Below are 14,377 nucleotides of genomic sequence, written 5' to 3' on the forward strand. Positions count from 1 at the left end.
GCGCTGACAAGCCATGGGTGAGTTCGAGCTGATCAGCCATTACTTCGCCGCCGCGCCCTGTGCGCAGGGCGGCGAAGGCGTGGCCCTGGGTATCGGCGACGACTGTGCCCTGCTGGACCTCCCCGCCGGCGAGCAATTGGCGATCTCCACCGACACCCTGGTGGCCGGTGTGCATTTCCCCACAGTTTGCGACCCCCGGCTGCTCGGCCAGCGAGCGCTGGCCGTGGCGGTCAGCGATTTGGCGGCCATGGGCGCCACAGCCATCGGTTTCACCCTCGCCCTCACCCTACCCGATGTCGGCCGCGACTGGCTCGCAGGTTTCGCCGACGGCCTTGGCCGCATGGCCCGGCGCTGCGCCATCAGCCTGATCGGCGGCGACACCACCCGCGGCCCCTTGAGCATCACCGTCACCGTGTTCGGCCGCGTACCGGCCGGCCAGGCCCTGCGCCGCAGCGGCGCGCGGCCGGGCGATTTGTTGTGTGTGGGTGGCCCGCTGGGCAATGCCGCTGGCGCCTTGGCGCTGGTGCTTGGCGAGCGTGAAGCCCCTGGCGAGCTGGCCGCGCCGCTGCTGGAGCACTACTGGGCGCCGCTGCCGCAGCTGCGTCTGGGCGAGCTGCTGCGCGGCCGGGCCACGGCCGCGCTGGATATCTCCGACGGCCTGCTGGCCGATTGCGGGCATATCGCCAAGGCTTCAGGGGTGGCGCTGCAGGTGAACCTGGCGCAGGTGCCGGTGTCTGCCGCACTGCAGGCGTTTCTCGGGCACGAGGCGGCGCTGCACGCAGCGCTCACCGGTGGCGACGACTACTTACTGGCGTTCACCGCGCCAGCCGCCGCACTGTCTGGCCTGGCCGAGACCGTGCATGTGATCGGCCGCGTGTGCGAGGGCCAGGGCGTGACCCTGCTCGATGCGCAGGGCCAGGACATCACCCCGCAGCAGCGGGGCTATCAACATTTCAGGGAGACACCGTGACCGACCACCCCAACCAGGTGCCTGCGGAGTTCGTTCCGCCTTCGGTCTGGCGCAACCCGTGGCACTTCCTCGCCTTCGGCTTTGGCTCCGGCACCCTGCCCAAGGCGCCGGGTACCTGGGGCTCGCTGGTGGCGCTGCCGTTCATCCCGCTGTGGCAGATGCTGCCCGACTGGGGTTACTGGCTGCTCCTGGGCGTGACCATGGTGTTCGGCGTATGGCTGTGCGGCAAGGTGGCCAACGACTTGCGCGTGCACGACCACGAAGGCATCGTCTGGGACGAGATGGTCGGCATGTGGATCACCCTGTGGCTGGTGCCGGAAGGCTGGCAGTGGCTGCTGGCGGGCTTCTTGATGTTCCGCTTCTTCGACATCCTCAAGCCCTGGCCGATCCGCTGGATCGACCGCCATGTGCACGGTGGCTTCGGCATCATGCTCGACGATATCCTGGCTGGCGTGTTCGCCTGGCTGGGCATGCAGGTGCTGGTGTGGGCCGTGGCCTGAGACGGGGAGTTCGCTGATGGGTGCAAGGACGCTGTTGCTGGCATTGATGCTGATGGTTGCGGGGCAGGGCGCCATGGCCCAGACCGCACCGACCCAGGTGCGCCTGGTCAGCGAAGCCTGGCTCGACTACACCAACGCCGACGGTACCGGGCTGGCCTGGGATGTGCTGCGCAAGGTGTTCGAGCCGGCCGGGGTCAAGGTGCGCACGCAGAGCGCGCCGTACAGCCGCGCGGTCGGGCTGGTCAAGCGTGACGAGGCCGATGCCTGGGTTGGCTCGTACAAGGAAGAGAACGACGACAACCTCTACCCGCGCTGGCACTTCGACCTCGACCACATCTACGCCCTGGGCCTTGCCAGCGAGCCGGTGCCGACCCTTGAATCCCTGGGCCGTTACCGCCTGGCCTGGGTGCGCGGCTACGACTACGCCAGCTACCTGCCCAACGTGCGCAACTTCCGCGAGGTGCAGCGCCGCGAAGGCATCCTGCCGATGCTCGAGCACGACCGGGTGGACTTCTACATCGACGCCCTCACCGAGATCGACTACGTGATCGGCCAGGCGCCCAACCCCGAGCGTTTTCGCAAGACCCACGTCGCCGAGCTGCCGCTGTACCTGGCGTTTTCCCGCAGCGAGCGCGGCAAGGCCCTGCGCGATGTGTTCGACCAGCGCATGCAGGTGCTGGTGCGCAGCGGCGAGCTGAAGCCGATTTTCGAGCACTGGAAGCAGCCATACCCCTTCACCGCCAACAGCCAGCCCCATTGACGCCGGCTGGTGCTTTCCACCGTTGACTCGGACCCTGTAGGAGCGGCTTTAGCCGCGAACACCGGCGAAGCCGGTGCCAGGCACTGCGTTGCCTGCTTCGCGGCTAAAGCCGCTTACAGGGATCGCGCCAGCGTCCAGAAAATCCGCAGGGCAGTTGGACCCAGGTGGATGCACTGCGGGTTCCCATAAGCATCGAACTTTTCGATCTTGATCCACGGTATTCAGCCTGCGCACCTGTGCCGGGCTGCTGATACAATCGGCCGATCTGAAATGTCTATCACCAGGAGCACAACGTGCCCGTCGTCTTTGTCGCCGCCTCCAAACTCCCGACTCCCTTTGCGATTTTCACCATGCATGGCTTCCTCGACGAAGACACTGGCCGCGAGCACGTGGTGCTCAGCCTGGGTGACATCGCCGACGGCGAGCCGGTGCTGGGGCGCCTGCACTCCGAGTGCCTGACCGGCGATGCCCTGTTCAGCCAGCGCTGTGACTGCGGCTCGCAACTGGAAGCCGCGCTGCAGGCCATTGCCCGCGAAGGCCGCGGCGTGCTGCTGTACCTGCGCCAGGAAGGCCGTGGCATTGGCCTTCTGAACAAAATCCGCGCCTACGAGCTGCAGGACGGCGGCGCCGACACCGTCGAGGCCAACGAGCGCCTGGGCTTTGCCGCTGACCAGCGCGACTACGCCATATGCCTGCCGATGCTCGAGCACCTGGGCGTCAGCGCGCTGCGCCTGATGACCAACAACCCGCGCAAGGTCAAGGCGCTGACCGACATGAACATCAAGGTCGCCGAGCGTGTGCCGCTGCACACCGGGCACAACCCGCACAACCGCCTGTACCTGGCCACCAAGGCCGACAAGCTCGGCCACATGATGGGCAACAAGCACCAGGGCGAGGTCCCGCAGGCTTGACCCGCAGCGAGGTGAAGCGCCGGCTGGCCCTGGCCTGGTGGCAGTACCTGGCCGTGGGCCTGGTGCCGCTGCCGGTGATGGCCTGGGCCTTTGGCGGCGGCGAGCCGCTGATCCCGGTGTTGGCCATGCCGCTGTTCATTGCTGGCGCTGCCACCATGTTCCTTAGCCTGCCGCGCTTCGGCGCCTACAAGTGCGCGCTGATCGCCACTGACAAGGCGCTGGGCAGTGCCGAAGAGCCTGGCGCGTGGATCACCTTGGCGCAGGTAAGGCGCATGGCCATGCTGTTCGCCTGCCTGCCGGCTTGGGTAGCAGCGTTGTCGGTGCTGGTGGGGCTTGAAGCGATTGCGCAGATCCTTCTGACGCTTTCCACCGTGGTGCTGCTGTACCTCTACCGTATCCCGCGCCAGCTCGGCTGATGCGGGCGCTGCTGGCCGTCCTGCTGCTCTGCTGCGCCGCCGCCCAGGCCGCGCCCCGGGTGGTCAGCCTGGCGCCGTCGATGACTGAAATCGTTCTTGAGCTGAGCGCCGGCGACCTGCTGGTGGGCCTGCTCGACGGCGGCGAACGCCCGGCGCAGTTGCAGGGCCTGCCCAGTGTCGGGCGCCACGGCCAGCTCGACATGGAGCGCTTGCTCAGCCTCAAGCCCGACCTGCTGCTGCTCTGGCCCGGCAGCGTGGCGCCGGCCCAGCGCGACCAGCTGCGGCGCCTGGGCATCGCCACCTTCACGGGCGAACCCGGCAACCTCGACCAACTGATCGGGCAGATTGACGCCATTGCCCAGCGCCTGGGGCGGGAGCAGCAGGGCCAGCACTACACCGCCGGCCTGCGCCAGCGTCTCGCCGAACTGCGCGCACGCTACCGGCGGGCGACGCCGCTGCGGGTGTTCTACCAGGTGTGGGACAAACCGCTGTACACCCTCGGCGGGCAGCAGGTGGTCAGTGACGCCTTGCGCGTCTGCGGCGCGCGCAACGTGTTCGACGACCAGGCCCTGCCGGCGCCGCAGGTGAGCGTGGAGTCGGTGCTGCTGCGTGACCCGCAGGTGATCCTGGCCGGTGACCCGGCGCAGCTGGCAGCCTGGCGCAGCTGGCCGAAGCTCAGCGCAGTGGCCGGCGACGGTTTGCTGGTGGTGCCGGACAAGGGCCTGGAGCGGCCCAGCGGGCAGATGATCGAAGCCACCGCGCGGCTGTGCGCGTTGCTCGACGCTACAGTGCCGGCGTCCAGGTAAGGCTCAGCAGCCAGGTACGGCCCTCTTCGCGGTAGCCCTGGTTGCTGCCCTCATAGCTGTACAGCGTGCGCCTGTAGCCTTTGTCCAGCAGGTTGTCGAGCTTGAGGTCCAGGCGCAGCTCATCGCTCATCGCCCAGCCGCCACGTAGCCCGAACAGGCCGTAGCCTGCCAGTGGCGCGTTGTTGGCCTCATCGTTGTAGCTGCTGCTGACGGCCTGCCAGCTGGCCCCCAGGTTGAACTGCCCGAACGTACGGTCGAGGTCCAGGCTCAGGGTGCGCCGGGCGCGGCGGGCGAGGGTGTGGCCGGTGTTGCGGTCGCGCGGGTCGATGACCGCCAGGCCCAGCTGCGAGGTCCAGCCGGCCCAGGTTTGGGTCAGGGCCAGCTCCAGGCCGTCGATGCGCGCGGCGTCGATATTGCCCGGGCGGTTGCGGCTGGCGTCGTAGCTGATGGCATCGCGCAGCTCGGTGCGGTACAGCGAGGCCTCCAGCCGGCTGCTGTCGCCGAGCTGGCTGCGCCATTGCAGCTCGTAGCTTTTTGAATGCTCGGGGCGCAGGCTCGGGTTGCCGTATTGCACGTCGTACAGGTCGTTGAAGGTTGGCGCGCGAAAGCCCTCGCTGTAGGACAGCAACAGGTCGTCGCGAGGCGTCAGCGGCACGCTCAGGCCGGCGTTCCAGGTGGTCTGGCTGCCGTACTGCTGGTTGTGGTCCTGGCGCAGGCCCAATTCGGTGGCAAAGCCCTCGCCGCTGAAGCGGTGCTGGGCGAATGCGGCGCGGTTCCAGCGGCTGTTCTCGGCGAAGTTGGCGCTGCCGTGGTAGCGGTCCTGGTACCAGTCGCCTCCCAGCATCAGCTGGTTGCGTTCATCGAGGGCCAGCTCGTTCTGCCAGGTCAGCTGGTCGCGGTAGGTGTTGTAGACGAAGCGCTCGGCGCTGAGCTTGTCGCGCTTGTCGTCGCGGTTTTCGCTGTGGCCCAGCTCCAGCCGGGAATGCCAGGTGTCGTTGAGCTGGGCGTCGAACCAGGTGCCCAGGCTGCTGACGCTGAAATCGGTATAGGGCGCCTGTGGATAACTTTGCCAGGTAGTTGTGTCGAGCCGTCCGTAAGGGTTGTCGTATTCGCTGCGCCCACGGCTGTCGAGCAGGTTCAGGCCGGCTTCGAAGCGCTCGTCGAACACATGGCTCAGGCTCAGGTTCAGCGAACGGTTGCGGTAGGCGTCGTGGTCGCCGTCGCTGGCATACGAAGGGCCTGTGGAATCTATGCCGGCGGTCTCGTCCAGGCTGGCGCCCAGGTTGAAGCGGGTGCCGCCCTGGCCCCCGGAGAGCCCCAGACTGCGCTGGAAGGTCTGGTTGCTGCCGGCGGCCAGGCGCAGGCGTGCCTGCAGGTTCTGGCCGTTGCCGCGGCGGGTGAAAATCTGGATCACCCCGCCGATGGCATCGCTGCCGTAGATGGCCGAGCGCGAGCCGCGCAGTACCTCCACCCGTTCGATCTGGTCGATGTCGATAAACTGCAGGCCGCTGTCGCCGGAGGTGGTATTGGCGATGCGCACGCCGTCCACCAGCACCAGCGCCTGGGCGGCCTTGGTGCCGCGGATGAAGATCCCGGGCAGGCTGCCACGCCCGCCGGTGGGCGCCACTTGTACACCCGGCACGCGGGTCAGCAGGTCGCTGACGCTGGCCGGTTGCAGGCGGTCGATGTCGCTGCGGGTGAACACGCTGTTGGCGGCGCTGGTGGCCGTGCGCGACTCCACCTGGCGGTTGGCGCTGATCAGTACGTCGGGGAGCTTGAGGGCGTCGTCGCGTTCGGCGGCCAGCAGGGTGGCGGGGAGGTAGAGCAGGGTGGCAAGGGCTGAGTGTTTCATTGGGGCTCCAAAAGCAATCGCCGGCAAGCCGGCTCCTACAGGGTGTCCCATGCAGGAGCCGGCTTGCCGGCGATAGGGCCTTACAGGCCGAGCTTGGCGATACGCGCCTGGACCGCAGCCTCGATACCCGCTGCATCCAGCCCGCACTCGGCGAGCATCTGTGCAGGCTTGGCGTGCTCGACGTAGATATCCGGCAGGCCCAGGTGCAGCAGCGGCTTGGTCACTGCCTCGCGGGCGAGGAACTCACCCACCGCAGCGCCGGCGCCGCCCATGATGGCGTTCTCTTCGATGGTCACCAGCAGGTCATGGCTGGCGGCCATTTCCAGCACCAAGGCTTCATCCAGCGGCTTGACGAAGCGCATGTCGACCACCGTGGCGTCGAGCTTCTCGGCCACTTGCAGCGCTTCGGCCAGTTGCACGCCGAACACCAGCAGGGCGACCCTGCTGCCCTGGCGGCGCACCACGCCCTTGCCGATTTCCAGCGGCTCGAGGTCGCCGCTGATCGGTGCGTTGGGGCCGGTGCCGCGCGGGTAGCGCACGGCCGCCGGGCCTTTGTAGTGGTGCCCGGTGCTGAGCATCTTGCGCAGCTCGTTTTCGTCGCTCGGGGTCATCACCAGCATGCCGGGGATGCAGCGCAGGTACGACAGGTCGTAGGCGCCGGCGTGGGTCGGGCCGTCCTCGCCCACCAGGCCTGCGCGGTCGATGGCGAACAGCACGTCCAGGTCCTGCACCGCCACGTCGTGGATCAACTGGTCATAGGCGCGCTGCAGAAAGGTGGAGTAGATCGCCACCACCGGCTTGGCGCCTTCGCAGGCCATGCCTGCGGCCAGCGTCACCGCGTGCTGCTCGGCGATGGCCACGTCGAAGTAGCGCTCCGGGTAGCGTTCGCTGAATTCGATCAGGTCCGAGCCTTCCTTCATCGCCGGGGTGATGCCCACCAGGCGGTTGTCGGCGGCGGCCATGTCGCACAGCCACTGGCCGAACACCGAGGCGTACTTGGGGCCACTCGGTTTTTTCGGCGCCACCGGCTTGTCGGCCGGTTCCAGCTTGGTGATGGCGTGGTAGCCGATCGGGTCGACCTCGGCCGGGGCGAAGCCCTTGCCCTTTTTGGTGACCACGTGCAGGAACTGCGGGCCTTTGAGGTCACGCATGTTGCGCAGGGTGGCGATCAGCGTCGGCAGGTCGTGGCCGTCGATCGGGCCGATGTAGTTCCAGCCGAGCTCTTCGAACAGCGTGCCGGGCACCAGCATGCCCTTGGCGTACTCTTCGGTGCGCCGGGCGATTTCCCAGGCGCCGGGCAGGCGCGACAGCACCTTCTTGCTGCCTTCGCGCATGCTCGCGTAGGTGCGGCTGGAGAGAATCTTGGCCAGGTAGTTGGACAGCCCGCCGACGTTGCGCGAGATCGACATGTCGTTGTCATTGAGAATGACGAGCATGTCGGCATTGACTTCTTGCGCATGGTTCAGTGCCTCGAAGGCCATGCCGGCGGTCAGTGCGCCGTCGCCGATCACGGCGATCGACTTGCGCGCCTCGTTTTGCAGGCGGGCGGCAATGGCCATGCCCAGCGCTGCGCTGATCGAGGTGCTGGAATGGCCGACGCCGAAGGTGTCGTACTCGCTCTCGCTGCGCCGCGGGAAGGCGGCGATGCCGTCCTTCTGGCGCAGGCTGAGCATGCGCTCGCGGCGCCCGGTGAGGATCTTGTGCGGGTAGGCCTGGTGGCCGACGTCCCACACCAGCCGGTCATCCGGGGTGTCGAATACGTAGTGCAGGGCAATCGTCAGCTCGATGACGCCCAGGCCTGCACCAAAATGCCCACCGGTCTGACCAACGGTATAGAGCAGCTCCTGGCGCAGCTCGTCAGCCAGGGTCTCCAGGTCGGCTTCAGCCAGGCGGCGCAGGCCGGCTGGCGTGTCGGCGCGGTCCAGCAACGGCGTGACCGGGCGTTCGCGGGGGATCTCTTGAAACGTCGTGGGCATCAGGCGAGTCGTTATAGGTTTGAAGACGCGGCAGTTTACCCCATTGTGGGAAAAGCTGCCCATTCAGGCGGGTGTGCGAGAAGCCGCCGCAGGTCTTGGTTTTATCGAAAACTGAATGCTGGTGCGGTTCTTGTGGGAGCGGGCTTGCCCGCGAACACCGGCAAAGCCGGTGCCATACAACGCGTTGCATGCTTCGCGGGCAAGCCCGCTCCCACAGGGATTGTTGTCAAGGCTTAATGGCGGCGTTCGACGATATACCGGGCCAGCGCCCGCAGCGGTTCGGCGTGCTCGCCAAAGCCCTGCAACGCCGCCAGCGCCTGGTCGCGCAGCTCGATTGCATAGGCCTTGGCCGCGTCCAGCCCGAGCAGCGCCGGGTAGGTCGGTTTGTCGCGGGCGATATCGGCACCCTGGCGTTTGCCCAGGGTGGCGGTATCGCTCTCCACATCGAGAATGTCGTCCTGCACCTGGAACGCCAGGCCGATGGCCTGTGCATAAGCCTGCAGGGCGTCCAGCTGGGCCTGATCGGCGCGGCCGCTGGCCAGGGCGCCCAGGCGCACGCTGGCCTCGATCAGCGCACCGGTCTTGTGCCGGTGCATGAACTCGAGGGCCTTCTGGTCGAGCTTCAGGCCCACCGAGCCCAGGTCGATGGCCTGGCCGCCGACCATGCCAGCCGGGCCTGCGGCCTTGGCCAGGGCCTGGACCATGGCCAGGCGCAGGGCGTCTGGCTGCGGGCTCAGGCGCGGGTCGAGCAGGGCGCTGAAGGCCAGGCTTTGCAGGCCGTCGCCGGCCAGAATGGCACAGGCTTCATCAAAGGCCTTGTGGGTGGTCGGCTGGCCGCGGCGCAGGTCGTCGTCGTCCATGGCCGGCAGGTCGTCGTGCACCAGCGAGTAGGCGTGGATCAGCTCCACCGCGCAGGCGGCACCGTTGGCCTGCTCGGCCGGCGCGCCCAGGGCTTCGCAGGCGGCGTAGGCGAGCAGCGGGCGCACCCGCTTGCCGCCGTTCATCACGCTGTAGCGCATGGCGGCGTAAAGCCGTTCGAGCTCTTTGGACGGCGCCTGGAACAGCGGTTCGAGGGCGGCGTCGACCCGTGCCTGACAGCTGGCCTGGTACGCGCTGATCATGCCTCGGGCTCCGCGTCGAATGGCTGGGCAGCCAGTTCGCCGTCACGCTCCAGCAAAATTTGCACCTTCTGCTCGGCCTGGGCCAGGGCGCCCTGGCAATCGCGGGTCAGGGCGATGCCCTGCTCGAAGGCGGCCAGCGAGTCTTCCAGCGACAGTTCGCCGTTCTCCAGGCGCTCGACCAGGGTTTGCAGGTCGGCGAGGGATTGTTCGAAATCGATGGAGGTTTTTTTGCGGGCCATGGCGACTGTCTCGGTGGCGTTCAGAACGGCGCGACACTAGCAGAGCGGGGCAGGGGGAGCAAATCAGCGCGGCTTTCGTCTTATTTTGTTGCATTTGAGGCGTGAGTGCTGGCTTGCAAATGTTGCTGTGTTGCGATTGTGAGGGGGTGGGCCCTCTGCCATAATCCGCGCGCTTGCGCCTGCGGCCCCCTGTGCCGGCAGGCTTCACCCCCTCCTCGATGTCACGTAACGGACTACGTTGTGAGCTTCCTTTCGATCGAATTCGGCCTCTGTTTCACGCTGTTCTTCATTCTTTACTGGAGCCTGTGCTGGAGTGTGCGGCTGCAGAACCTGCTGTTGCTGGCAGCCAGCTATGCCCTGGTGGCCAGCTTCAGCCTGCAATCGCTGTGCATCCTGCTGGGCTACAGCGCGCTGGTGTACCTGCTCGGGCTGCTGGCTGGGCGCTACCCGGGGCGCTGGTTCATCAGCGGGTTGCTGCTGACCCTGGTGCTGGGCTGCTTCTACCTGTTCAAGTACCAGGTGTTCTTCGTCGAGGGCGCGCAGAACGCCCTGGCGGCAGCCGGGCTGAACGTTTCGTTGCCGCTGCTGGAAGTGCTGGTGCCGATCGGCCTGTCGTTCTATGCCTTCCACTCGGTCAGCTACCTGGTGTCGATCAACCGCGGCGAGCTGAAGCCGGTCGGCCCGCTGGACCTGGCGCTGTACCTGGCGTTCTTCCCAAGCCTGGTGGCGGGCCCGGTGAACCGCGCGCTGCACATGCTGCCGCAGATTCGCCCCGAGGGCCTGCGCCAGGTGCTGGAGCCGCAGCGGGCCATGGGGTTGATCGCCCTGGCGGTGGTGAAATTGTTCTTCCTCAGTGCCTGGCTGGGCAGTGAGTGGGGTGACCCGGTGTTCGACACCCCGGGCGGTTACACGCCCGAGCAGGTGCTGCTGAGCGTGTACGGTTACAGCTTCCTGATTTATTTCAACTTCAGCGGCTACACCAACCTGGTCACCGGCATCGCCCTGTTGCTGGGGTTCCGCCTGCCGGAGAACTTCAACGCACCCTATGGCGCACACAACCTCAAGGAATTCTGGGGGCGCTGGCATATCAGCCTGTCGCGGTTCATCCGTGACTACGTGTACATCCCCTTGGGCGGCAACCGCCAGGGCGTGTGGCGCGGCAACCTGAACATGCTGCTGGCGATGCTGGTGTCCGGCCTGTGGCACGGGGCGAGCCTGAACTTCATCATCTGGGGTGCGCTGCATGGCGTGGGCCTGGCCATCTCCAAGCTGTTCGCGCAACTGCTGCCAGGCTTTGCGCACATGCCCGGGGCCGGCCTGCTGGCGCGCTTGATGACCTTCCACTACGTGGCCTTTGCCTGGATTTTCTTCCGCAGTTCCACCCTCGATGGCGCCCTGGAAATGCTCGGTGACATCGCCGGGCTGAGCCTGGCCGGCCTGAACAGCAGCACCGGCCTGATGCTGCTGGCCTGCGTGCTGTTCGTGGCCAGTTACCCGCAGTGGCTGGTGCTGTTGCGCCAGGGCTTTGCCGCCAGCCAGCGATTGCCGTGGCAGCTGTACCCGATCCCGCTGGGGATCGGCGTGTCGCTGGTGATCTTCGCTTCGCAATCGGGTGTGCCGGGGTTCATCTATGCAAGCTTCTGATAGCAAACAGCTGTTGCAGGTGCAATGGGGGGCGCTGCGTGCGCTGTACGCCATCGTGGTGACCACTGCGTTGCTGTTCTGGCTGAACCAGGACTCGATCAAGCTCTACTGCCAGCAGAAATACCACCAGGGCTGCGAGATCCCGCTGCTCGGGCAACTGCCGGCCTGGCGCTACGGCGCGCAACTGACCCTGGCCCTGGAAGAGGGCCGTGACAGCTTTGTCGAGCGCCTGCGCCAGGCGCCGCTGCTGGCCAGCGCGCCGGCACCGCAAGTGCTGCCGGAGCCCGCGCCAGTGGTCACGGTCAACCTGGAAACCCCGGCCGCGCTGGCCAAACCGTTGCCGGTGGCCGCGGTGGTCGAACCGGTGCATGCCGTAGAGCCTGTGCACGTGCCGGTTCATGTTGCGCCGCCAGCACCTGTGCATGCCGAGCCCGTGCAGCCTGCGGTGGTGACCCAGCCGGTGCAGCCTGCAGTGCTGCAGCCGGGCACGGTGGCCGCGCTGGCCTCGGGCGACGAGGTGTTTCTGGTGGGCGATTCGCTGATGCAGGGGGTGGCCCCGCACCTGGCCAACAGCCTGCGCAAGCGCTACCAGATCCGCACCGTCAACTTGAGCAAGCAGAGCACCGGCCTTGCCTACCCGGGCTTCTTCAACTGGCCGAAAACCGTCGCCGACACCTTGCAGCACGAACCGAACATCCGCCTGATGGTGGTGTTCCTCGGCCCCAACGACCCCTGGGACATGCCCCAGGGCAAGGGCAAGCCGTTCCTGCGCTTCAAGTCGCCGGACTGGGAGTTGGCCTACCGCGCGCGCATCGACTCGATCCTCGAACAGGCCCGGGCACACAACGTGCAAGTGCTGTGGGTCGGCCCGCCGAACATGGAGAAGACGCGGTTGTCTGCGGCCATGAATTACCTCAGCGGCCTGTACCAGGAGCAGACCGCGCTGTACGGCCAGCACTTTGTTTCGGCCAACCCGATCCTCGGCTACGCCGACGACGCCTTCTCGTACACGATGCAGACGCCTGAGGGCAAACGGGTCAAGGTGCGGGTCGACGACGGCATTCATTTCACCATCACGGGCCAGAAGCTGATCGCCGAGCAGGTCATGTCGCTGATCAGCTTCCCGGGCCTGACCGTTACAGGACATTGAGATGCGCCAATGGCATCACCTGCTGGGCCTGGCCCTGCTGATCAGCGCCGCCGGGTGCAGCTCCGGCGCCACCAGCGCTGCTGCCCAGCCTGCGGCACGCCCGGCGCCCGCGCCCGCCGCCAAACAGGATGGCAACCTCACCGTGCTGGCCGGCAAGCTGCGCAATGCCAACCGCGCACCGGTGGCGATCGTCCAGCTGGGCGACTCGCACACCGCCGCCGACCTGTTCAGCGGCGAGCTGCGCCGCCTGCTGCAAGCCCGCTACGGTGACGGCGGCATCGGCCTGGTGCCGGCCTCGCCGGTGCCGGGCATCCGTAACGACCGGGTGATCATCAAGAGCGAGAAGCGCCAGTGGGAGCTGGTGTCGGCGCGCAACCAGCAGAGCAGCCAGTTCCCGCTGGGCGGCTACCTGTCGTTGCCCCAGGCCAACCGCTCAAGCGTGGTGTTGCAGGCCCGTGACGAGGACCGCCAGCGCTACAAGATTTCGGCGCTTTATCAGTCCACCAGCAATGCCGCGTTGCTGGCCAACGGCGGCCAGCGCCGCCCGCTGGCCATCAGCAACGGCCAGTGGCGTTTCAGCCCGGCGTTCGCCAATGTCGGCCTGCCGGTGCAGTTGAGCGTCGAAGGTGGCCGTGGCATCGCCCTCGGCGGCTGGTACATCCAGGGGCACAAAAACGCCGGGGTGACCTACTCGACCCTCGGCATCAATGGCGCGCGCCTGGAAGTGGTGGACAAGTGGCAACCCGGCTGGCAGGACAGCCTCAAGGCGGTCAAGCCGGACCTTGTGATCCTCGCCTACGGCACCAACGAGGCGTTCGACGACAAGCTCGACCTGGCGCTTTACCAGTCGCAGCTGGACGCCACCCTGACGCGCCTGCGCCAGGACCTGCCGCGCACGGCAATCCTGCTGGTGGGCCCGCCGGACTCGATCAAGCAGCGCAAGGCGCGCACCTGCGCCGCGCGCCAACCGCAGCCGCTGGCTTCGGTGATCCGCATCCAGAAGCAGGTGGCGCAAAAGCACAAGGCGCTGTTCTGGGACTGGCAGGGGTTCATGGGCGGGCCGTGCTCGATCGCCGGCTGGCAGGTCAGCGGGCTGGCGCGCCCGGACCTGGTGCATTTGACTGCCGATGGGTATCGCAAGAGTGCGGCGGGGTTGTATGAATTCCTGAAGGGGCCGTTGGGGTTGCGTTGAGGGGCCAGCTCTCGGTGCATTGCTTCACTGGGGTGTAGGGCAGCTTTTCAGGGCTGCCTCCAGACTTTTCGCGTAATCCATGTAGGTGTGCGGGTCGTAATAGAGAGCACGGGTGCTGAAACTGGATGTTCCATCATATTCAATGTATTGCATCACCCTGAGCGCCCAAGTTTTATCTGCGTGATGTGCTATCAGGTCGAATTCGTGGATGCGCAGTTCACTGCTTTCACTGAGTCCTGAGGAGTGGTAGCGCAAGTCCTTCGCAACAGCGCCACATGCTCGCCCAGGTATTCTTGGTCGCTGGATGGGTATTTTACTGCGGAACGGGGCAGCTTCTGGCAGCGGCTTGGAGGGCTTTTGCGTAGTCCACGTAAGTATCAGGATTGTACGGCTCGGCATCGACCATGAAATTGTATTCACCGCCATACAGAACCTGCTGTACCACCCTCAAAGCCCACGTGCGTCCTTCATGCTCTGTCAGCAAGTCAAATAGATGAGCGCTCACCGTACTGCTCTCGCCAAGTACTGAGTACAAGTAGCGCAGATGCTTGTACCAGTCCTGCTTTGCAGTCGCAGCCCTGATTGCAGCTTTCGCCAGTTCTTGTTCTGAAGCATCCAGGTAAATATCGCCGATCGTAAGCTGATTGGCCTGTTCCAAATCTGCAATTGGAGCGGGCAGCGGCCGCCGGCTGATCAAGCGTGAATATTTGCAGTCGTAAACCCACTGACCACTCTTCACATATTCATCGGCGTAGATAACGACACCGTTGCCACGGTCTTTTTTATACACGCTCGTCATGAGCTTTACTCCATGGTTGACTGCAAGCAGTAGCATGGGAA

At 66.2% G+C, this 14,377-nt stretch carries 14 protein-coding genes; 9 read left to right on the forward strand and 5 right to left on the reverse strand.

What is annotated here, in order from left to right; all coding sequences use genetic code 11:
- The first annotated feature begins 13 nt into the window (after positions 1–13).
- The 6 genes from thiL to KSS93_RS06085 all read left to right on the forward strand — a co-directional run bounded on the left by thiL (position 14) and on the right by KSS93_RS06085 (position 4,363).
- Complete coding sequence (gene thiL, locus KSS93_RS06060; protein ID WP_217887536.1) at positions 14–970, forward strand: thiamine-phosphate kinase; 957 nt, start codon at positions 14–16, stop codon at positions 968–970.
- On the forward strand, positions 967–1,470 hold the full coding sequence (locus KSS93_RS06065; protein ID WP_217841570.1) for a phosphatidylglycerophosphatase A family protein: 504 nt from the start codon (positions 967–969) through the stop codon (positions 1,468–1,470). Before thiL ends, KSS93_RS06065 begins: the two co-directional genes overlap by 4 nt.
- Before the next feature lie 16 nt (positions 1,471–1,486).
- On the forward strand, positions 1,487–2,230 hold the full coding sequence (locus KSS93_RS06070) for a substrate-binding periplasmic protein (protein ID WP_217887537.1): 744 nt from the start codon (positions 1,487–1,489) through the stop codon (positions 2,228–2,230).
- A gap of 293 nt (positions 2,231–2,523) precedes the next feature.
- The gene (gene ribA, locus KSS93_RS06075) at positions 2,524–3,141 is read left to right on the forward strand and encodes a GTP cyclohydrolase II (RefSeq protein ID WP_217887538.1); all 618 of its coding nucleotides are present in this window, start codon (positions 2,524–2,526) and stop codon (positions 3,139–3,141) included.
- Complete coding sequence (locus KSS93_RS06080) at positions 3,138–3,557, forward strand: MFS transporter (RefSeq protein ID WP_217887539.1); 420 nt, start codon at positions 3,138–3,140, stop codon at positions 3,555–3,557. Before ribA ends, KSS93_RS06080 begins: the two co-directional genes overlap by 4 nt.
- A complete protein-coding gene (locus tag KSS93_RS06085; RefSeq protein WP_217887540.1) occupies positions 3,557–4,363 on the forward strand; it encodes a cobalamin-binding protein in 807 nt (268 codons plus the stop codon). The genes KSS93_RS06080 and KSS93_RS06085 overlap by 1 nt, the downstream gene beginning before the upstream one ends.
- On the opposite strand, the gene KSS93_RS06090 is transcribed toward KSS93_RS06085, so the two are convergent.
- From KSS93_RS06090 to KSS93_RS06105, 4 genes are all read right to left on the reverse strand, one after another.
- Entirely contained in the window at positions 4,341–6,215 is a 1,875-nt protein-coding gene (locus KSS93_RS06090) for a TonB-dependent receptor plug domain-containing protein (protein ID WP_217887541.1), read from the reverse strand. The genes KSS93_RS06085 and KSS93_RS06090 overlap by 23 nt on opposite strands.
- Positions 6,216–6,295: 80 nt before the next feature.
- Complete coding sequence (dxs, locus tag KSS93_RS06095) at positions 6,296–8,191, reverse strand: 1-deoxy-D-xylulose-5-phosphate synthase (RefSeq protein WP_217887542.1); 1,896 nt, start codon at positions 8,189–8,191, stop codon at positions 6,296–6,298.
- Between the two features lie 233 nt (positions 8,192–8,424).
- The gene (gene ispA / locus KSS93_RS06100; protein WP_217887543.1) at positions 8,425–9,312 is read right to left on the reverse strand and encodes a (2E,6E)-farnesyl diphosphate synthase; all 888 of its coding nucleotides are present in this window, start codon (positions 9,310–9,312) and stop codon (positions 8,425–8,427) included.
- Entirely contained in the window at positions 9,309–9,551 is a 243-nt protein-coding gene (locus KSS93_RS06105) for an exodeoxyribonuclease VII small subunit (protein ID WP_217841578.1), read from the reverse strand. The genes ispA and KSS93_RS06105 overlap by 4 nt, the downstream gene beginning before the upstream one ends.
- Positions 9,552–9,791: 240 nt before the next feature.
- Between KSS93_RS06105 and KSS93_RS06110 the strand changes: the two genes are divergently transcribed.
- Genes KSS93_RS06110 through KSS93_RS06120 form a run of 3 tightly spaced genes read left to right on the forward strand, consistent with a single transcriptional unit; the run spans position 9,792 to position 13,537 of the window.
- Positions 9,792–11,195 (forward strand): MBOAT family O-acyltransferase, encoded by a 1,404-nt coding sequence (locus tag KSS93_RS06110; RefSeq protein ID WP_217887544.1) that lies wholly within the window; start codon positions 9,792–9,794, stop codon positions 11,193–11,195.
- Positions 11,182–12,345, forward strand: coding sequence for an SGNH/GDSL hydrolase family protein (locus KSS93_RS06115; RefSeq protein WP_217887545.1), 1,164 nt, complete (start codon positions 11,182–11,184; stop codon positions 12,343–12,345). Before KSS93_RS06110 ends, KSS93_RS06115 begins: the two co-directional genes overlap by 14 nt.
- A 1-nt stretch (position 12,346) precedes the next feature.
- On the forward strand, positions 12,347–13,537 hold the full coding sequence (locus tag KSS93_RS06120; RefSeq protein WP_217887546.1) for an SGNH/GDSL hydrolase family protein: 1,191 nt from the start codon (positions 12,347–12,349) through the stop codon (positions 13,535–13,537).
- A gap of 313 nt (positions 13,538–13,850) precedes the next feature.
- Here the strand turns inward: KSS93_RS06120 and KSS93_RS06125 are convergent, their stop codons facing one another.
- Positions 13,851–14,336, reverse strand: a complete 486-nt coding sequence (locus KSS93_RS06125; RefSeq protein ID WP_217887547.1) for a hypothetical protein — start codon at positions 14,334–14,336, stop codon at positions 13,851–13,853.
- Between the last annotated feature and the right edge of the window lie 41 nt (positions 14,337–14,377).

Origin of the sequence: Pseudomonas xanthosomatis (genome assembly GCF_019139835.1) — a bacterium.
GTDB classification, from domain to species: Bacteria; Pseudomonadota; Gammaproteobacteria; order Pseudomonadales; family Pseudomonadaceae; genus Aquipseudomonas; species Aquipseudomonas fakonensis.